General features: G+C 68.5%; 20 protein-coding genes. 10 read left to right on the top strand and 10 right to left on the bottom strand.

What is annotated here, in order from left to right; translation table 11 throughout:
- The first annotated feature begins 55 nt into the window (after positions 1-55).
- The 6 genes from A4R44_RS17080 to A4R44_RS47970 all read left to right on the top strand — a co-directional run bounded on the left by A4R44_RS17080 (position 56) and on the right by A4R44_RS47970 (position 5,080).
- On the top strand, positions 56-1,147 hold the full coding sequence (locus A4R44_RS17080; protein WP_067581157.1) for a medium chain dehydrogenase/reductase family protein: 1,092 nt from the start codon (positions 56-58) through the stop codon (positions 1,145-1,147).
- 73 nt (positions 1,148-1,220) lie between these two features.
- On the top strand, positions 1,221-1,862 hold the full coding sequence (locus A4R44_RS17075; RefSeq protein ID WP_067581155.1) for an ABC transporter permease: 642 nt from the start codon (positions 1,221-1,223) through the stop codon (positions 1,860-1,862).
- A gap of 35 nt (positions 1,863-1,897) precedes the next feature.
- Complete coding sequence (locus tag A4R44_RS17070; protein ID WP_067581154.1) at positions 1,898-2,317, top strand: Dabb family protein; 420 nt, start codon at positions 1,898-1,900, stop codon at positions 2,315-2,317.
- A 159-nt stretch (positions 2,318-2,476) separates the two neighbouring features.
- A complete protein-coding gene (locus tag A4R44_RS17065) occupies positions 2,477-3,424 on the top strand; it encodes a zinc-binding dehydrogenase (protein WP_095213410.1) in 948 nt (315 codons plus the stop codon).
- Between the two features lie 304 nt (positions 3,425-3,728).
- Positions 3,729-4,472 (top strand): SDR family NAD(P)-dependent oxidoreductase, encoded by a 744-nt coding sequence (locus tag A4R44_RS17060; protein ID WP_067581150.1) that lies wholly within the window; start codon positions 3,729-3,731, stop codon positions 4,470-4,472.
- A 461-nt stretch (positions 4,473-4,933) separates the two neighbouring features.
- A complete protein-coding gene (locus A4R44_RS47970) occupies positions 4,934-5,080 on the top strand; it encodes a hypothetical protein (RefSeq protein ID WP_157904905.1) in 147 nt (48 codons plus the stop codon).
- A gap of 1,097 nt (positions 5,081-6,177) precedes the next feature.
- On the opposite strand, the gene A4R44_RS17055 is transcribed toward A4R44_RS47970, so the two are convergent.
- Both A4R44_RS17055 and A4R44_RS49030 read right to left on the bottom strand, forming a co-directional pair.
- Positions 6,178-7,554 carry a site-specific integrase gene (locus A4R44_RS17055; protein WP_255366112.1) on the bottom strand — a complete coding sequence of 459 codons (1,377 nt, stop codon included), beginning with the start codon at positions 7,552-7,554 and terminating at the stop codon, positions 6,178-6,180.
- A 43-nt stretch (positions 7,555-7,597) separates the two neighbouring features.
- On the bottom strand, positions 7,598-7,936 hold the full coding sequence (locus A4R44_RS49030) for a hypothetical protein (protein WP_161269377.1): 339 nt from the start codon (positions 7,934-7,936) through the stop codon (positions 7,598-7,600).
- Between the two features lie 93 nt (positions 7,937-8,029).
- Between A4R44_RS49030 and A4R44_RS17050 the strand changes: the two genes are divergently transcribed.
- Positions 8,030-8,584 (top strand): hypothetical protein, encoded by a 555-nt coding sequence (locus tag A4R44_RS17050; RefSeq protein ID WP_161269378.1) that lies wholly within the window; start codon positions 8,030-8,032, stop codon positions 8,582-8,584.
- Positions 8,585-8,663: 79 nt separating this feature from the next.
- Here A4R44_RS17050 and A4R44_RS17045 read toward each other — a convergent pair whose 3' ends face one another.
- Positions 8,664-8,840 carry a hypothetical protein gene (locus A4R44_RS17045; RefSeq protein WP_157904903.1) on the bottom strand — a complete coding sequence of 59 codons (177 nt, stop codon included), beginning with the start codon at positions 8,838-8,840 and terminating at the stop codon, positions 8,664-8,666.
- Between the two features lie 200 nt (positions 8,841-9,040).
- Between A4R44_RS17045 and A4R44_RS45755 the strand changes: the two genes are divergently transcribed.
- Positions 9,041-9,346: a pyridoxal-phosphate dependent enzyme gene (locus A4R44_RS45755; protein WP_093576286.1), complete on the top strand. Its 306-nt coding sequence runs from the start codon at positions 9,041-9,043 to the stop codon at positions 9,344-9,346.
- Here the strand turns inward: A4R44_RS45755 and A4R44_RS17040 are convergent.
- Genes A4R44_RS17040 through A4R44_RS17015 form a run of 6 tightly spaced genes read right to left on the bottom strand, consistent with a single transcriptional unit; the run spans position 9,282 to position 15,357 of the window.
- Positions 9,282-10,097 (bottom strand): alpha/beta fold hydrolase, encoded by an 816-nt coding sequence (locus A4R44_RS17040; protein WP_067581144.1) that lies wholly within the window; start codon positions 10,095-10,097, stop codon positions 9,282-9,284. The genes A4R44_RS45755 and A4R44_RS17040 overlap by 65 nt on opposite strands.
- A 46-nt stretch (positions 10,098-10,143) precedes the next feature.
- Positions 10,144-11,685, bottom strand: a complete 1,542-nt coding sequence (locus A4R44_RS17035) for a bifunctional 3-(3-hydroxy-phenyl)propionate/3-hydroxycinnamic acid hydroxylase (RefSeq protein ID WP_067581143.1) — start codon at positions 11,683-11,685, stop codon at positions 10,144-10,146.
- Positions 11,686-11,736: 51 nt separating this feature from the next.
- Positions 11,737-12,720: an NADP-dependent oxidoreductase gene (locus tag A4R44_RS17030; protein ID WP_338081126.1), complete on the bottom strand. Its 984-nt coding sequence runs from the start codon at positions 12,718-12,720 to the stop codon at positions 11,737-11,739.
- Complete coding sequence (locus A4R44_RS17025; protein ID WP_067581141.1) at positions 12,717-13,799, bottom strand: alpha/beta hydrolase; 1,083 nt, start codon at positions 13,797-13,799, stop codon at positions 12,717-12,719. The genes A4R44_RS17030 and A4R44_RS17025 overlap by 4 nt, the downstream gene beginning before the upstream one ends.
- The gene (locus A4R44_RS17020) at positions 13,799-14,782 is read right to left on the bottom strand and encodes a fumarylacetoacetate hydrolase family protein (protein WP_067581139.1); all 984 of its coding nucleotides are present in this window, start codon (positions 14,780-14,782) and stop codon (positions 13,799-13,801) included. Before A4R44_RS17020 ends, A4R44_RS17025 begins: the two co-directional genes overlap by 1 nt.
- On the bottom strand, positions 14,779-15,357 hold the full coding sequence (locus A4R44_RS17015) for a VOC family protein (protein ID WP_067581137.1): 579 nt from the start codon (positions 15,355-15,357) through the stop codon (positions 14,779-14,781). Before A4R44_RS17015 ends, A4R44_RS17020 begins: the two co-directional genes overlap by 4 nt.
- 273 nt (positions 15,358-15,630) lie before the next feature.
- Here A4R44_RS17015 and A4R44_RS17010 point away from each other — a divergent pair, with 273 nt between their 5' ends.
- Complete coding sequence (locus A4R44_RS17010) at positions 15,631-16,389, top strand: IclR family transcriptional regulator (protein ID WP_067581135.1); 759 nt, start codon at positions 15,631-15,633, stop codon at positions 16,387-16,389.
- 99 nt (positions 16,390-16,488) lie between these two features.
- Entirely contained in the window at positions 16,489-16,770 is a 282-nt protein-coding gene (locus A4R44_RS17005) for a dihydroxy-acid dehydratase (RefSeq protein WP_198545323.1), read from the top strand.
- 75 nt (positions 16,771-16,845) lie between these two features.
- On the opposite strand, the gene A4R44_RS49025 is transcribed toward A4R44_RS17005, so the two are convergent.
- Positions 16,846-17,379 (bottom strand): hypothetical protein, encoded by a 534-nt coding sequence (locus A4R44_RS49025; protein ID WP_198545325.1) that lies wholly within the window; start codon positions 17,377-17,379, stop codon positions 16,846-16,848.
- Positions 17,380-17,419 lie beyond the last annotated feature (40 nt).

Genomic DNA, 17,419 nt, shown 5'->3' with positions numbered 1-17,419 from the left:
CATCGTTTCCGTCAACGACAGACGCACTTCGATCACCTGATTGACGAGGACAACGATGAAGAGCAACGGCCAGGCCACCGGAGACCACCGGCACCCGGCGCACGCGGCCACGACCGTCACCGAGATCGTCCTGCCCGGCGAGGTCGAGACGGACGGTCTGCAGGTCCGCACCCGCGAGTTCCCGGCACCCGCCGCGGGCCAGGTACTCCTGGCGATGGAAGCGACGGGGATCTCGTTCGCCGAGCAGCAGATGCGGCGCGGGAAGTACCCCAACCAGCCGGCGTTCCCCTTCGTCCCCGGATACGACGTGGTCGGCACCGTGACCGCGACCGGGCCGGGAGTCGACACCGCCCTGACCGGGTCCCGGTTCGCCGCCGTCACCAAGATCGGGGGCTGGGCGAGCCACCAGCTGATCGACGCCGCGGACCTGGTGGCGGTGCCCGACGGCCTGGACCCGGCCGCCGCGGAGACGGTGGTGGTCAACGGCATCACCGCGTGGCAGATGCTGCACCGCTCGGCGAAGGTGCGTCCCGGGTCGGTGATCGTCGTGCTCGGCGCCAACGGTGGCGTCGGGTCCACGCTCGTGCAGCTGGCCCGCCACGCGGGGATCACCGTGATCGGCACAGCCGCGCCGCGCCACCATGACGCCGTGCGCGAGCTGGGCGCGACGCCGGTCGCCTCCCGCGATCCCGAGATGTACCGACGCATCCGCGAACTCGCCCCGGACGGCGTCGACGCGGTTTTCGACCACATGGCCGGGGTCACGCTCGCGGACTCATGGAAGTTGCTGCGCCGCGGCGGAGCGCTGGTGGTGTACGGGACGGCGGCGACCAAAGACGACGGGAACAACTCCCAGCTGCCGTTCCTGAAGCTGTTCGCGCGGCTGGGGCTGTGGCAGGCCGCGCCCAACGGCCGGAGCGCGACGTTCTACAACTTCTGGGCGGGCCGGAGCCGGAGCCCCGGCACGTTCCGCACACGGCTGCACGAGGACCTCACCCAGGTGCTGAAGCTGGTGGTCGACGGCGTCCTCGTCCCGCAGATCGCCGCCGAGTTCCCGCTGACCGAGGCCGCGGCCGCGATGGCGCACGCCGAGTCGGGGACCGTCCGCGGCAAGGTCGTCCTGCGGCCGGCGGCGGGGCGGCCCTGACCGGCTCCGTTGCTCATCAGTCCCTCCCGACCACGTCTTTCCCCGCCCCATCCCCGCCACGGAGGCAACCGCCATGACCAGCACCGGCCTGCCCGCACCGGCCGCCCCCGAGACCACCGCCGTCACGATCGCCAGGAGCCCCGGAGAGGTCGACAGCCGCGTCACCTACGTCAGCTTCGCGGCCGCGTACATCCTCGGCCACGGGACCGCCGCGGTGTCCAAGGGTCCCGACCCGCTCGTCGCGATGCCGGGGTGGGTGCCTTTGGCCGTCCTCGGCACCGGGCTGGTGGTCGGCAGCGTCAACGCCGGCATCGCCGCCACCCGCGCCCGGCGTGGCGCCCCCGCACCCGACGCCCGCAGCGGGCAACTGCTCGGCATCTCGTGGATCAGTGCGTTCGTCGGGGTATTCCTGGCCGTCACCGGCCTCACCACCAGCCTGGGCATGCCGCAGCTACAGGACATCCTGTGGCCCACCGTCGCGGGATTCGTCGTCGGGCTCCTCTACCTGGGCGAAGGTGCCGCGCGTCGCAACCTCCTGCATTACGGCCTGGGGACCTGGCTCACCCTCATCTCGACGGCCGCGCTGTTCCTGGGCGTCCCGGCGCTGCTCTGGGTCCTCGCCGTCGCCGGTGGCGGCGGGTTCGCCGTCGCGGCCTTCCTGGAACGCCGCCGCCTCGCCACGCCCGCAATCCGCAACCGACGTCCGGCTTCCTGAGCCGGGAACGATCACGACCGACAGGAGAGAATCACATGATCTACCACGGCAACCGCGTCAAGATGAAGGACGGCGTCTCCCCCGAGGAAGCACGCGCAGCGCTCGAGATGATGCAGAGGTCGGCCAGCGAGATCCCAGTCGTCAAGTCCTGTGTCGTCGGCCAGGACATCGGCGTCGACTGGGACTTCGGAGCCGTGTTCGTCCTAGAGGACCTCGATGCCTACTGGGAGTACCTCACCCACCCCGCCCACGCCGCCGTCGAACGCGCCGGCCTCCCCCTGATGGCCAAGTTCGAGTCCTTCGACATCACCGACGACCTGGACCCCGGCTTCCAGGCCAAAGTCGCCGAACTGCAGCGACGCCATTACGAGACCGACCCCGAAGTGACGGCCATGGTGGCCTCCTTGCCGGTCAATCTCGGCAGCAGCGCGCTCTCCGGCACCGACCAGGCCTAGGCCGGGCCTCGGACAGCACATTTCAGTGTCCGTCCGGGACCACTCGCGTTTCCCGGTGAGCGAACCGACGCCGGCTCGCCCTCGCCCTTGTGCCTGCGCAGCCAGCGGCGCCTCCGTCGCCAATGCTGACTCCTCGAGAGGAACGACATCGTGACCGAGATGGAGCCCCGCCCGGGTCAGGCGCTCGTACGCACGGAAGCCTTCGGCGTCTCCATTGCCGCGTGGCCGTTGCCGCAAGGCAGGCGATGCGACCGGTCCCCGTTCCGTTTCGAGCCCGGCTACGACGTGGTCGGTGTCGTCGAGGCCGTCATGGAGACCGGCGGTGAGCGGGAGGCAGCACCGGTCCGCCCCGGTCAGCGCGTCGCCGCGCTGACCGGGGTCGGCGGCTGGCCGGACCGGGTCGTGCTCGCGACGGCCGACCTCGTCCCCGTTCCCGATGGGATCAGCGCTGAGGAGGCCGAGGCCGTCCTGGCCAACGGAGTGATCGCGCGAAGAATGCTCGCGGTGGCCGCTCTGGCACCCGGCGACGTCGTCGTGGTGCTGGGCGCCGACGGCGGCGTCGCATCGCTGCTCGTCCAGATGGCCCGCCGGGCGGGAGCCGAGGTCATCGGGGAGGCACCGAAACGCCACCTCCCCTTCGTGCGCGAACTCGGCGCCGTCCCGGTCGACCGCGACGGCGACCTCGCCGCAACAGTGCACGCGATCGCGCCTCGCGGCGCCGGCGCCGTGTTCGGCCACCTTGCCGGCCCAGCGATCGGGCAATCCTGGTCCTTGCTGCGCAAGGGCGGCATCGTCGTGTCGTCCGGTCACGATGGCAGAGGCGAGGCCAGGTCGCCGATGCCGACGCTGTTCGCCCGGATCACGGCCGGACGCCTGCTGCCCGACGGTCGCCACGGCGCCATGTTCGCCGGACGCCGACGAGATCCGCGCCAGTTCCACGCCGAACTGCGCGACGATCTCGATGCCGTGTTCGAACAGGTACGACGCGGAGAGTTCACCGCCCACATCGCGAGGGCCTTCCCGCTCTCCCAGTCCGCGGACGCGCTCCGCTACGCCCGGTCCGGAGTCGCCGCCGGGCAGATCGTCCTGGTCCCGGACGAGGCGTGAGTCCGGGGTCGGGTGCGCATCCGGCCCGCCAGGCTGGGGAATGAACCCCCGGCAGCCAGGCGGCGGCCGATACCGATGGCGCCGGTCAGGCCGGCGAGGCTGGCTCCTTCGCAGGCCTGCTCCCAGAAACCACGAGGGCACGCCGGAGCGCCCTGTCGGCGTCAAACCCCCTGCGCCGGCCGACGGAGGCTTTCTCGTGTTCGGACACGCCGTCGAACCTACCCCATTTGGTACCGATCGGTACTGAACGGAGTAGGGTCTTATTCAGTACCGATCGGTATTTAACTATTTGGAGGTCAGCAGCATGGGACAGTTCGTGGACAAGACGGCGGTCGTGACCGGCGGAAGCAGCGGGATCGGCCTCGCCGTGGCCAAGCGCCTCGCCGCCGAGGGCGCGCACGTCTTCATCACCGGCAGACGCAAAGCGGAGTTGGACGCGGCCGTCGAGGTCATCGGCGCGGCCACCGCGGTGCCGGGCGACATCTCGGACCCTGCCGACCTGGACCGGCTCTACGCCGAGGTCCGCGCCAGGGGCAAGGGCGTGGACACCCTGTTCGCGAACGCCGCGACGGCATCGTTCGTGACGCTCGAGCAGAGCACCGAGGAGGACTTCGACCGGATTTTCGGCGTCAACGTCAGGGGCACGCTGTTCACCGTGCAGAAGGCGCTGCCGCTGCTCAACGAGGGCTCCTCGGTGATCGTGAACTGCTCCACCCGCGCCGACGACGGCGTCGAGGCGTTCGGGGCCTACGCGGCCTCCAAGGCCGCCCTGCGCTCCTACACCCGGACCTGGGCCAACGAACTCAAAGGGCGGGGCATCCGGGTCAACGCGATCTCGCCGGGCACGATCGACACCCCCGGGATCGCCGGCATTGTCGGCGAGGAGAACGCCGAGGCGGCCAAGGCGGGCTTCGCGGCCCTGGTTCCGATCGGACGGATGGGAACCGCGGACGAGGTCGCCGCCGCGGTGGCCTTCCTCGCTTCGGAGCAGAGCAGCTTCATCCTCGGCGCCAACATCTACGTCGACGGCGGCGAGAAGCAACTCTGAAACACCACCGCGGTGCGCACAAGTTCGCCGCCGCTCAGGCCCCCACCTGACAAGCGACCTGCCGCTCGCGGGATCGGCCGAACTCTCTGCCGACGGTGCCGCGTCCGGGGGTTCGACCCGAGCCTGCCGCTGACTGCACCGTACCGGGCGAAGTCAGCCGAGCTGGATATCACGATGCGCACCGTGCAGGACTGGGTCGCCACCTTCCATCGCCGCGGCGATGGAAGGTGGGCTCGGCGGTGGGTGCACACGACTTTGGCGGTGATGGTCGAGCACACCGAGTAGCCAAAGCCGTCCCAGACGATGGTGATCGACCGAGCCAGTGCGCGGGTCGTTGCCCGTTTCGGACCGAAGCGGCGGGGTGCCAAGCCGCGCAGGGGCATTCCGCGTGCTCCTGACCACCCGGCCACCACCGTGTGGTCAGGAGTCACCGTCGGAAACGCCGAACCGTTTGACGGCGTATGGCTTCGCATAACCAGCACCGCATCCAGCACCTGCCGCGTCGCCGCAGACCCGCCGCCGTGAAGACTGGGCTCGCCGGCGAAAGCCCGCTCGTGCGGGAGGACTTCGTATTGCTGGGCGAGGGCGCGTTCACGGTTGTCGAATGAAGTCCCCAATTCAGGAAACAGCCGCGCTCAGCAGTGATTCGGGAACCAGCGCTGACCGATGTGACGAGGTTGTGGACGAGCCGGTCGCCGCTGATGTCCCGCTTGGGGCCGGCGAGGTGTCCGCTGTGTTCCAGTCCAGCGATTCCGTGGACGCTCGGTCAGGAGGGCGCCGGTCTCGCGCGCGGCGTGTTGACCGCTGACCACCTGCACCATGCCAAGGAAGGTGTGGGGTTTCCAAAAGTGTGCCACCGGTTTCACGCGGCTCGCTCGTACTCGTCGATCAGGCCTCCGGGAATCCAGCGTCGCCCAATTCGCTGAGAGCTGCGGTCTCACCGCGGGGTGGGTCGGCCGGCGCCTGTTGCAGTCCGGGACGTACTCGGCGAGCACGGCTCGCAGATGCCCCTCGTTGAGGATCAACATACGGTCGGCGAGTTCGGTTCTGGGTGTGAGCACGAACCGCTCGACTTAGCAGTTCGCCCGTGGACAGCATGGCGGGAATCCGTATCGCCTCGATACCCACATCTCCCAGGACGGCATCGAAGGAGACCGCGAACTGGCCAGCCCGGTCGCGGATAAGAAATCTGAACTCGTCGACTCGATCGCCTGGATCCATCACGAGTTTGCGGGTCTGCTGAGTGATCCATCTGCCGTCCGGTTCGTTGTCGTGCCGAGGATGCGGACGTAGCGGCTGCCGACCTCCAGCACGAAGAACACGTACGTCCGTTTGAGGGGAGCGCGCAGTCGACGTGGAAAAGTCGCAGGCCAGCATCGTCGAGGCCTGCGCAGGAACTGCCGCCACGTCGTGTCGGCATGCCAGGCCGGGGCCGGAGCCGGCGACACAACCCGGCATTTGCGAGCCCGAGACGAGCCCGAGACCACCGCCACACGACGACAGCAGCCGACACACCACGACACCGCCGAAGCCCCGCGACCACACGAAAGGGTCTTGTCCGACATCACTCGACACCACCCGACAGCTCAAACCGTGGACTCTTAACCAGCGGGTTCGGGGTTCGAGTCCCTGATGGCGCACAGTTCTGAATCGAAGCCCATCTGCAGGGTTCCTTCATCACGGGGATCTTGCCGGTGGGCTTTGATCATGAGTGGGACCGGCGTGGGGCCGAATGCGGCCGCACCCGTCGATGTTGCTTCTTAGCCACCCTTCCCCGGCTGCGGCGTCCCTTTCCTCGTCTGCGCTGTTCTCTCCTCCCTCGTTCTCGCAACGCGATCGCGGTGTCGCGGGCGGCCTCCAACACCAGCGCCGCGGTTGCCTCGGCAGCGCGGTGAGCCAGACAAGGCAGCACGCTCGTGTAAGTGTCCGCGGTGAGCACAATGCTGGAGTGCCCGAGCATCGCCTGCACGACCTTCAGATCGTTGCCCGCAGCCAACGACAAGCTCGCCGCGCCATGCCGCAGATCGTGCAACCGGACCGGCGGCAAACCCGCCTCTACCAACAATCTCGTGAACGTGTGCGTCACATATCCCGGGCTCAACGGCCCGCCGTCCCGGTTGGCGAACAGGAACCCGACCGGCCCACCACCGTCACCGTGCCGCCGCTGCGACCGAAGCACCCGCAACGCCGCCGCCAGGCCATGATCCAACGCCACCGTGCGCACGCTCGCCTCGGTCTTCGGCGGACACACCACCGTGCGGCCACCGCGGTCCTGGACCTGGTGCGACACCTGCACCACTCCGGCGTCGAGGTCGAGATCGCACCACCGCAGCCCCGCCACCTCACCACGCCGCAACCCGAGCAACGCCACCGCCAGATACAGCACGTACAACGGGTGACCGCGAGCATGCTCCAGGAATTCGGCCGTCTGTTTCGCCGTCCACACCGCCACCGGCGGACGCTCCCCGGTAGCTCGCCAATGCGCCACCCGCGCATCCGTCCACACCACCGCGCGCGGCCGCCGTCCCGAGGGCAACTCCACCAGATGCGCGGGATTTCGCTCGATCAACCCGACCCGGATCGCGCCGTTCAACGCCGCATGCAGCGTGCCGCGGATCCTCACGAACGTCGCCGGCGACAACGGCCGCTGTCGCGTCGCGTTCGCCCGGACGAGCCCGACGAACATCGCCTGAACCCGCGCCACCGTCAATGACCGCAACGGCACGCTCCCCAGACACGGCTTCAGATAGTCGTTCACCTGCTGCGTGTACAGCCGACGCGTGTTGAAACTCAAGCTCTGCCTCATCTCCAGCCAAATGTCCAACCACTGCCCCACCGTCACCGCACCCCGCCCCGGAACCACATCCGCCCCCAGCAGATACGCCCTGGCCTGCTCGGCAGCGGCACGGGACCGCAAACCGCCGCGGCGCACCCGATGCCGACGACCGTCCCGGCCACACGGCAACTCCAGCGAGAAATACCAACTCCCATGGCCCCGCTCCCCCAACCGAGGACAACGCCCGCCACCCGCTTCACTTCGCGTCTTGCAGCCGCACCGCTTGTACACCGCCGCTCGCCTCATCACGACCTCCTTGCCGGACACCCCAGCGTGCGCCTCCGTCTCTTCAACCACCACACGCTGCTCGCGGGGATAGCCTGGGCGAATAACCAGCGCCCCCAGACGCCGCCGCAGAGTCAAAGTCACCGTCGAAGCGATCGTCGACATCACCGACGAGAACGCACTCGAACAAGCCGCCATCGCCGACATCGAAACAACACAGTTCTCCGTTTCGCCCGGCAGCGACCTCACTGTCGCGCAGGTCCGGCAGCAAGAGCAGGACCACATCCGCGGCGACGCCGTCGCCGCCGTGCAATGGTTCATCGACTCCGGCGCGGTGATCGACGATCACCCCGGCATCGAATTCGCCGAAGCCACCGAGTCCGCCATCGAGATCGACGAACACGACATACCACTCTCGGTCTGGCCGCAGTTCGCAGAACTCTTCCCCCTGTGCACCTGCGGCGCGGACACCTGCGACCAGTGCAGCGGCTTCCAAGTGACACCACGAACAGCAGCAGCCCTGTGGACTGCTGCCGGTCTCCTCGCCGACCATGCCTACGACGATGTGCTCGAACACGGCGACCAGCACGCGGACGACGCCGGCAGTTGGTTGGTGTTCGACGAATTCCCGCGGATCACCTGGCGACAGAACGTCGTCTGGCGACGACAGGCCGCGCGCTCCTTCGACGACCTCAGCAGCGACCTGGCCGCCGGCGACTGGCCCGAACCCCGTTGCCCAGCCGAAGAAATGGCGCTGCACCTCATCCTGCGCTACGCGGAATCCGCCGTCGACGACGACTGGGCCAGCCTCACCGGACGCTACGCGGACCTGCCGGAGCACAAGGACGACCACAACTGGAACATGCTCACCGAAATACTCTTCCAAGACACCGACATACTCGCGCTGTTCAGCAAACGACTCGACGGCATCGAAGACCCCGCCACCGACCAAAACCGAAAACTCGGCATCGGCGACTACCGGCCCCAAGCCTGGTTCGAATGGTTCCTCAACATGGAACCGCGGGACACTGGACGACCCTTCCGCCGCTGAACGGGATGAACGCCAGACTACCGTCGAACTTGCTCATCATCCCCGGCATGTGCTCAGCCCGCATACAGAATCGCGGTCTTTACTTGTACACGGAATCCGCATCAGGTCCTGTCCCGATGGCTGCCTGGCCGTCGTAGCCGTTCCCCGCCGGTTTCGACCGCTTGGCGGTGTCCACGTACCCGCTGAAGTCGGTCAGGTGCGAGACCGCGAGCGCGCGGACCCCGGCGCGCTGGGCGACGGAGCCGACTTCTCCCACCAGGGTGCAGGCCTCCTGCATGTGATTTTTCACCACGGCGGACGTCCCGGCCTTGGCACGGCCGACAACGGCACCGCATCGGCGATGTCTCGAGCTTGCGCTCGCGAACCCGGCGCGCGTGCGCAAGCCTGCGCTGGGTTAACGCGTTCCGTCCTCGCAAGAGGGCTACGGCCACATCGCCGCGCACTAGCAACACAATCATGGTGGGGTTGACCCCAACATCCTGGCGCAAGCGGCGTGTCGTCAGCACAGACTCGACCGGCACTATCGCCAACGGCGTCGTTGGCCGACACCCCATTCCGGCTGCCCTGGCCGGCCTCCTTCAGGTCGCAGATGACGCGGTACTTGTCCAGGAAGCCTCCATTGTCACCGGTATGCGGATGCTCCACGAGCACGCCGGCCTCATCGTCGAACCATCAGCGGCACTCGGGGTCGCGGCGATCATCGAAAACCCCGGGGGGCTTCGTCGGCCGTGGCCGGCGACGGGGTGTTCGCGTAGCGGCTGACGAACTCGCGGATCTCACAGGCGACGAGGTCGGGAGACTCGTATGGGGCGAGATGTCCTGCGTCCGACAGGAAGACCAGCCGGCCTCCGGGCATCGCATGGACGTCGGCGATCAACTTGTCCTGCGGGGCGATGGTGTCTCTGCCGCCGATGACGTAGCACGTCGGCACGGCGATCTCGGGCAACTCCTCGAACATGCTCGTGTAAGCACCGCCGCCGGTTCCGAGCCAGCTGTGCCAGAACTGCTCGGTGACCGCGCTGGTCATCGTGTGTACGACGTCGGTCGTCTTGCTCGGCTCCAGCGAGATGGCCCCGATGGCCTGCGTGATGGCTTCGACGTCACGGAAGGACTTGTGGAACCCTTCGATGACTGGATCGCCCGCCTCGGTACCGCCCGCGTTCCACGGCATGAGCGCCATGACCGCGGACACCTGACCGGGCCGGTCGAGAGCGATCCGCACGCTGAGCGCGCCGCCGAAGGAGAGACCGACGAGGGCGAAGCGTTCGAGGCCGAGCTGATCACAAGCGTCGATCACCGGTTCGGCGATCCGGGCGAGGCTTGATCCGTCGGCGGGCGCGTGGACTGAGCCCGCGTGGCCCGGCAGGTCCATGAGAACGAGGCGATAGCCGTCGAGCAGGGGTGCCACCTCGGACCAGCAGTTGAGCGAGCACCCGAGTCCGGGCAGCAGAACGATCGAGTCCGGTCCGTTTCCCCGCTCCTCGTAATGCATGCCGTTGGTCGTCGTCGGCATGAGATTCCTCCGTATGTCACGTGATCCGGGATGTCGGCGGCCGCCGTTACGCCAGCGACAGGCTCGAGCGAAGTGCGGCGAGCAGATCCGCCACCTCGGAGAGCCCGGTAGCAGTGCCGAAGACATAGAAGTCCGGGCGAACCAGCACGGCCACGACGCCGGATTCCTTGAGCCAGCCGCTCAGCGCCTCGCCCTCTTCCCGGACCCCCTCGACGCCGACCACCACGGACCGCAGTCCGATCGCGCGCTCGAGTTCCGAGACGGCCTCGGTCGTCGCCGCGTCCAGTTCGACCAAGCTGAAGAGAGTGAACCCGCTGCCGAGGACGTCGTCGGACCGCTCGGTCTTCCCGTTGCCCGTACGCAGAAAAGGCTGTACGGCCAAGTGACCGGCCAGCGGTTGTCCGTCTTGGAAGCCTGCGCCGACAGGCGGCTCGAACGGCGGCGGAAGCTCGGTCGCCGACCGCATCTCCGCACGATGCCGCGCAGCACGAACGGGGTCGGTCTCGCAGACGACGGTCCCTACCCGGACCGACTCTTCGATGTAGGCGATGACCTGTGGCCTTCTCGAGAGCGTGTACAAGTCCAGCAGGTCCGGACCCGCGGCGCCGGTCAGCACGAGATCGAGCATCCAGCTGAGGGTCGCGGCGTCCCGGATGCCAGAACTCATGCCTTGTCCGAGGAACGGCGGCATGACGTGGGCGGCGTCGCCGGCGAGCAGCACCGACCGGTGGCGGAACGTATCGGCCACGATGGACCGGAACTGGTAGACCGTCCGCCGGATCACCTCCCCCTCGTGCGGGCCGATCCAGGGCCTGAGCAGTTCCCAGACGCGTTCGGGCTGCACCATCTCGGCGGGATCGTCGTCCTCGAGGAGCATGAACTCCCAGCGGAAGTACCGGTCGGCCACCCGGCCGAGGTGGTTCGGCCGCGCGGGGTCGAGCACCTGGCCGGTGTCCGGGATGTCCAGGGCCGGGGCGCCAGGCCTTGGCCGGACGTCGACGACCAGCCAGTCGCCCCGGAACCCGAGTTCTCTCGCCGGAGTTTCGCAGAGCGTCCGCACCGCGCTGTTGGCGCCGTCCGCCCCGACCGCGTAGCGAGCGGTGACCACGCGTCCGTCCGCCAGCGTAGCCACCACGTGGTCGGCCTCCTGGCGCAGGCAGACCAGCTCCGCGCCGAACCGGACGTCCACAGTGGACGCTCTGCGGACCGCCGCGTCCAGTGCATCCTCGAGTTCCGGTTGGTAGAAGTGGTACGAGGCGTCCCAGCCGGAGGGAGCGCTCCATCCCCTTGGCAGACGGGAAATCACGCCTCCGTCGGGATCGAGGAATTCGTATACCCGCGCTGGTTCGGCGATGCGCCGCACCTCGTCGGCGATGCCCAAAGATTGAAAGACGCGCATGATTTCGTGATCGAAGTGTCCGGCCCGAGGCGTCTCGTAGCGCCCGACCCGGCGTTCGCACACCAGCACGCGGTGCCCTGACGACCCCAGCAGCGCAGCGAGGGTCTGGCCGACCGGGCCGTACCCGACGACGAGGACATCCGCGTCCGGCGCGGCCGTGGACGCGCGGGGTTCATCGGCAAGCTTCATGTGTCCCAACCCTTCCCTTGCACAGCGGCGTGCAGGCGTCGGAAGATCACCTCAGGCGGCGTCGATGTCCAGTACGATCCGGCCGCGAGCGCGGCTGGCCGCGTGGAGCATCCGCCACGCGTCGGCGGCCTGCTCCAGAGGGAAGGAGCGATTCACCGGGACGGACAGCTTCCCGGACTCGGCGAGCGCAGCCACTTCCGTCAGCTCGTCGGCGTTCGCGCGTGCCCACACCAATTGGCCGCCCTGATCGGGAGCGGTGATGTCGGCCACGGAGGCGACCCGCGCGGGATACTTCAAGACCTTCCGCGAGACGGCCACCGCGTCCCCGCCGTAGAAGTCGAGCGCCGCGTCGACGCCCGCCGGCGCCAGTTCGCGCACCCGCTCGGCCAGTCCTTCTCCGTAGCTGACCGGTGTGGCGCCGAGTTCGCGCAGGTAGTCGTGGTTGCGCTCGCTGGCGGTGCCGATGACGTTTGCGCCCCGGTCGGCGGCGATCTGCACGGCGAGCGTGCCGACGCCGCCTGCGGCCCCGTGGATCAGGACGGTGTCGTTCTCGCCGATGTTGATGCGTTTGATGGCTTGGTAAGCCGTCAGCCCGTTCAGCGGCAGACAGGCCGCGTGCAGCCAGTCCCAGGACGCCGGCTTGCGTGCCAGCGTGCGGGCCGGGGCGGAAACCAATTCGGCGTAGGTGCCGTTCTGCGCCCAGTCCTTGACGACGAAGCCGATCACCTCGTCGCCGATCTCGAACTCGGTGGCGCCGAAACCGCGAGCCTCGACGACGCCGGACATCTCGAAGCCCGGGATGAGAGGGAAGTGGGTCACCATGATGCCGTCGAGAGTGCCGACGGCGATCTTTTCGTCGCCCGGGTTCACTCCGGCTGCCTTGACCCGGACGAGGAACTCCCCGGGCGCGACGGCCGGTGTCGGCTGTTCCGTGAGTTCCAGGTCGTCCGCGCCGCCGTGCCGCGGGAGTGCGATCGCTTTCATGGCCACCTCGATGATCTTGTCGGGAGTCGGATGTGTGATCGCCTGCGTCACGTGCGGCCGAGCTGGGCGCGGAACCAGTCGCAGACGAATTCCGTGCGCTCGGCAGAGTGGTTGTACATGGTGTGCTCGCCGTCGTCCCAAACCCGCAGGGTGGGATGCGCCGACAGGTCGAGGAACACCTTCTGCTGGTCGAGGCTGACCAGCGGGTCGTTGCCGCCGTGCAGCACGAGCATCGCCGCGCTTGTGCGCTCGGCCGCCGGGTCGAGCCACAGGGTGCGGAAGACGGCTGCGGCTTCGTCGTCGGTGTCGACGCCCAGGAGCGCCCGCGATTGTTCGCGTGCAGTCCGGAACGGCAGCGGCTCCGGCTTCGCGCTGGCCCCGTTGACGCAGCACGCGCCGAAACGGCTGTCGTGCACCGCGGCACGGGCGGCGAGCAGTCCGCCGAAGCTGTTGCCCCACACCCCGAACCGGCCGTCGTAGCCGGTACGGGCACGCACGGCGTCGAGGACAGTGCTGAAAACTCGGTCGACGTTCCCGTCGAGGTGGAGTCCGCCGGCCATGCGCGAATCACCCTGGCCCGGTGCCTCGAGCAGAAGAGCGGACAGTCCCCGTCGGGCCAGTGCTTCGGCCTGCTGGTGAAAGGCCGGGCCCCAACCGCTTTGCCCGCCGACAATGACCACTGCGGGGCCAGGACGATCGCCGGTGCGGCTGACGAACCAGGCGGTGCAGTGGCTCTGCCGGAACGGGATCGACAGCCGTTCCACGCGCAACTCGGTGTCGAGTTCGGCCGCGGCCTCGTAGGCCCGGATGAGCTGGGCGTAGAGCGCGCGTTTGGCCGGGCGGTCGGTGTTGAAGGCCATCTGCGCGAAGATCAGGCAGGCTGTTGCCCGGCGGTAGCACGCGGCCGCAGTCTCGACATCACCGCGGCCGGCGGCCGCCTCCGCGCGGGCCGACTGCGCCTCGGCCAGCCGAGCCGCGACTTCGTGCCACGGTTCCGAAACGGCCGCGTTGGCCAGGCGGACGGCGTCCCCGTGGTCCATGCCGTAATCGAGCATCCGGGACATCGGCATGGCACGCAGCAGCGCGGCCCGGAGCTTGACCGGGTCCTCCGCCGATACGGGAGCGTCCATCAGCGCGCGGCTTCGCCGGCGAATCGCGGTCGGCTTCCGCCCTCTTGCCCTGTCGCGCCCCGGGCTCGCAACGGAACGACCGGCACCGCCTCGGTGACGGTGTTGCGCAGCTCGCCGAGACCTTCGACCGCCGCGACGACCTCGTCGCCCGGCCGCAGCCAGGGGTAGGCCGCCGAGCCGTGAGTGCGGGACAGTTCCAGGATGCAGCCGGTTCCGCAGGTGCCGGAGCCGATCACATCGCCGGGCCGCACTTCGGCACCGCGGGAGGCGTAGGCGATCATCTCGCCGAACGACCAGTGGATGTTTGACCACACGGCGCGGGAGTAGGGGGCATCGTTGACCGTGCAGGACATTTCGAGACGATATCCGTTGCCCTCGCGGAAATCGGCGATCTCGTCCGGGGTCACGAAGTACGGGCCGAGGCTCGTCGCGGTGTCCTTGCCTTTCACCGGTCCCATCGACAGCTTCATCTCGCGCTGCTGAACGTCCCGGCCGCTCCAGTCGTTGAGCACGCAGTAACCGGCGATGGCGTGTTCGGCGTCCTTGGCGGTCAGGTCGCGGCCGCCGCGCCCCACCACCGCGGCGACCTCCAACTCGAAGTCGAAACGCTCCGCGCCCGGCGTCATCGCCACCGGCCCGCAGCCCGTCACGGCGTAGGGATTGGAGAAGTAGAAGACGGGCAGCTCATACCAGTCCGGGTCCATCTCGAGGCCCCGCCAGGCGCGGCCTGCCCGGACATGCTGTTCGAAAGCATAGAAGTCGCGGACTGTCGGAGGCGTCGCGATCGGCGACAGGGCAACGATGTCCGGCAGCGGCACGGCCGTGCCGCTGCGCAGCGCGGTCCGTCCAGCCGCGAGCAACTCGCCCTCGCCTGCCTCGATGAGAGGCAACAGGTCCGCCACGCCGTCCACGACCCGGACCAGGTCGCCGTCCACGACGCCGACGCGTGCGGACATCCCGTCCGCGTAGCGAACGAACTTCACTGCCTTGCCTCCTTGGTTTCGGCGGCATCGGCCGCCATCGCTTGTTCACGCGTCCAGGCGCGGTAACTCTCCTCGGTGAAACCCGTCGCGCCGTGGCGCTCGACCGAAGTCCGGATGGCGTCCAGAAGCTCCTCGGGATCGGTCTCGATGTCGATGTGCTCGACGAAGGGCTGTCGTGCCACGAGCCCGGTCTGCCAGTAGACCTCACACCGGTTGCCCTCGGGGTCGTAGAAGTAGACGCCGATGGCATTGCCGTGCGAGACGATCATGTCGAGCCGGACGTCGTGTTCCCGGAAACGTCGATGGAAGCCGAGAATGTCCTCGAAGCGCGCGCACCGGAACGACACCTGCTGGATAAGTTTGACTCCGACCGGCGCGTCCCGGCCCTCGGCTAGGAGCAGTTCGTGATGCTCGGTGTCCGGCCGGGCGGACAGGAACCAGATGCCGAGCCGTTCGTCATGGTCGGTGACCGTCAGTCCGAGCACGCCGGCGTAGAACGCCAGCTGCCGGCTCACGTCGTGACAGCGCAGGCCGACATGGCCGAGTTCCGCGATGGACGGCGCTGGAGTCGTCACGCCGCTCCTTCAAGGCAGTGTTCTGCAGAACAGATCATGTTCTGCATGGTAGGCATGATCTCGCGCCTCGTCAACGGCGATGTTCTGCCGAACAGTAAATGTTCTGCTCATCAGAACCACGACAAGGCGGGCACATCGACGGAATGGCGGCTGCGGACTGACTCGCGAGATCCGCCGAGACACCGAGGGGGCCTCCGGCTATTCTGGCAGCCGAAATGCAGTTCAATCACCAGAACAGCCACGCCGAACTGGCGACGGCGAGATGGAGGGGTTGTGGCAGTTCCGGCCGCCTACCCGGTGGAAGCGATCGACAACGCCGCGCGGATCCTGCTGATGCTGGTGGATAACCCGTCGTTGCGAGTTGCCGACGTGTCCGCCGAACTCGGGGTGGCCAGGTCGACCGCTCATCGGATGCTGACCACCCTGCAGGCTCGCGACCTGCTCCGCCAGGACGCCCAGACCAAGAGCTACGGACCTGGGCCCGCCCTGGCCAGGCTCGGCATCGCCGTGATCGGGGCAGGCGCCCTCCGCGACGAAGCGCGTCTCCTGCTGGAAAAGCTCGTCGACGACACCTCCGAAACCGCGCATCTGCTCGTGCTGGAAGGCACGGAGACCGTCTTCGTCGAAGGCGTGGAGAGCCGGCAGGTAATCCGTGCCGGGCTGCGTACCGGGCAGCGAGGCCCGGCGCACGCGTCTGCCGCGGGGAAGGCTCTGCTCGCCGAGCTTTCCCGCGAAGAGCTGCGGCGCCGCTATCCGGGCGCCCGGCTGCGAGGCGGAACTGAGCGCGCGGTGAGCACCCGCCGGGCACTCGAGGCCGAACTCGAGAAGGTAAGAGAGACCGGCTACGCCACCAACATGGAAGAAAGCGAATGGGACCTCTGCGCGGTGGCCGCCACGGTACGGAACCGGCAGGGCGTGGCCTGCGGTGCGCTGTCTGTATCCGGCCCGGCGAGGCGGGCTGGCGCCAAACTCGCCCTCCTCAGCGCCGCTGTCGTCGCCGCGGCCACCGAACTCGGCGCGCGCCTCGGTTAGGGCACAGACTGAGCACACCCACGGGTGAAGTCAACATGAAACGGCCGCTGAGAAAATAGAGCGAGCCGTGAGAGCGGCACCGCCTAAGGGACAGTCGTTCTGCACGTCTCCCCCGAGGCAGCAGCCAGCGGCCCTCTCGCGCTCGTGCGCACAGGTGACGTCATCAGCCTCGACGTCGCTGCCCGCCGCATCGACGTCGAACTCAGCGACGAGGAGCTGGCCGCGCGACACCCCAATGCCAGCACGATCGCAGGGTTCGCAAACCCGCGACGCGGCTGGGAGCGACTCTACATCGATCACGTCACGCAGGCCGACACGGGCGCGGACCTCGACTTCCTCGTGGGCTCGAGCGGTTCAGAGGTCAGCCGCGAGTCGCATTGAGCAGCGACCCGCGCCACCTCCCCCGGCACCAGCCGTCGATCCTGGATCCCCGAGGGGCCAATGCATCGGCACCACTCAGGCCCGGCGTCGCCTCTCATCGAGGTCCGCGGCCACAGGAAGCAGGGTGCGGGGTTCGGGCACTCCGGCCGCCGCGGCCTGAACTCGTTCATCGCCACCGTCTTGCCGCGCGTTCTCCGTCCGCGGACCGGCGATCAAGCTCGTCCGCGAACAGCCGTCGACGGACCGCGTAGCGCGGCCGGGCCGGGACTGCTCGCCGGTGTTGTCTCCGCGCTGGCCGTGAGTGCACCGGCCGGGGTCGGCACGCAGGCACGCGCTGCCGCCGCTGACACGGAGTCCGGCGTCGTCGAAGGCGGTGGTCCAGGAGCGAGCGACGGCGGCCTGCGCGGCGGTGAGCGGGATCAGGCCACTGCAGACCGCGTCTTTGAGCTTGTTCTCGACCGCGTCCTTGGGGTTGGGGATCTTCCCCGGCTCGACCCAGAGGTTGCGCGGGTCGTCAGGCGCGCCGCCGAGTTCGAGGGAGACGAGGTGGTCGTATTCGCCGGTTTCGCCGGACGGCAGGACGTACGCCTTCGCCGTGGTGTCCTTCATGCGGCCGGTCTTGCCGGTGGGCGGCCGCACGGTTTGGTCC

It is taken from the genome of Amycolatopsis sp. M39 (genome assembly GCF_001651785.1).
In the GTDB taxonomy this organism is placed as follows: Bacteria; Actinomycetota; Actinomycetes; order Mycobacteriales; family Pseudonocardiaceae; genus Amycolatopsis; species Amycolatopsis rubida.
This window is presented reverse-complemented; position numbering and strand designations above follow the sequence as displayed.

What these genes read in the sequence shown, in the direction of transcription:
- A4R44_RS17080 (WP_067581157.1), top strand. Translation starts at nt 56, where the DNA reads ATGAAGAGCAACGGCCAGGCCACCGGAGACCACCGGCACCCGGCGCAC.
- A4R44_RS17075 (WP_067581155.1), top strand. Translation starts at nt 1,221, where the DNA reads ATGACCAGCACCGGCCTGCCCGCACCGGCCGCCCCCGAGACCACCGCC.
- A4R44_RS17070 (WP_067581154.1), top strand. Translation starts at nt 1,898, where the DNA reads ATGATCTACCACGGCAACCGCGTCAAGATGAAGGACGGCGTCTCCCCC.
- A4R44_RS17065 (WP_095213410.1), top strand. Translation starts at nt 2,477, where the DNA reads ATGGAGCCCCGCCCGGGTCAGGCGCTCGTACGCACGGAAGCCTTCGGC.
- A4R44_RS17060 (WP_067581150.1), top strand. Translation starts at nt 3,729, where the DNA reads ATGGGACAGTTCGTGGACAAGACGGCGGTCGTGACCGGCGGAAGCAGC.
- A4R44_RS47970 (WP_157904905.1), top strand. Translation starts at nt 4,934, where the DNA reads ATGGCTTCGCATAACCAGCACCGCATCCAGCACCTGCCGCGTCGCCGC.
- A4R44_RS17055 (WP_255366112.1), bottom strand. Translation starts at nt 7,554, where the DNA reads ATGAGGCGAGCGGCGGTGTACAAGCGGTGCGGCTGCAAGACGCGAAGT.
- A4R44_RS45755 (WP_093576286.1), top strand. Translation starts at nt 9,041, where the DNA reads ATGGTGGGGTTGACCCCAACATCCTGGCGCAAGCGGCGTGTCGTCAGC.
- A4R44_RS17040 (WP_067581144.1), bottom strand. Translation starts at nt 10,097, where the DNA reads ATGCCGACGACGACCAACGGCATGCATTACGAGGAGCGGGGAAACGGA.
- A4R44_RS17035 (WP_067581143.1), bottom strand. Translation starts at nt 11,685, where the DNA reads ATGAAGCTTGCCGATGAACCCCGCGCGTCCACGGCCGCGCCGGACGCG.
- A4R44_RS17025 (WP_067581141.1), bottom strand. Translation starts at nt 13,799, where the DNA reads ATGGACGCTCCCGTATCGGCGGAGGACCCGGTCAAGCTCCGGGCCGCG.
- A4R44_RS49025 (WP_198545325.1), bottom strand. Translation starts at nt 17,379, where the DNA reads ATGAAGGACACCACGGCGAAGGCGTACGTCCTGCCGTCCGGCGAAACC.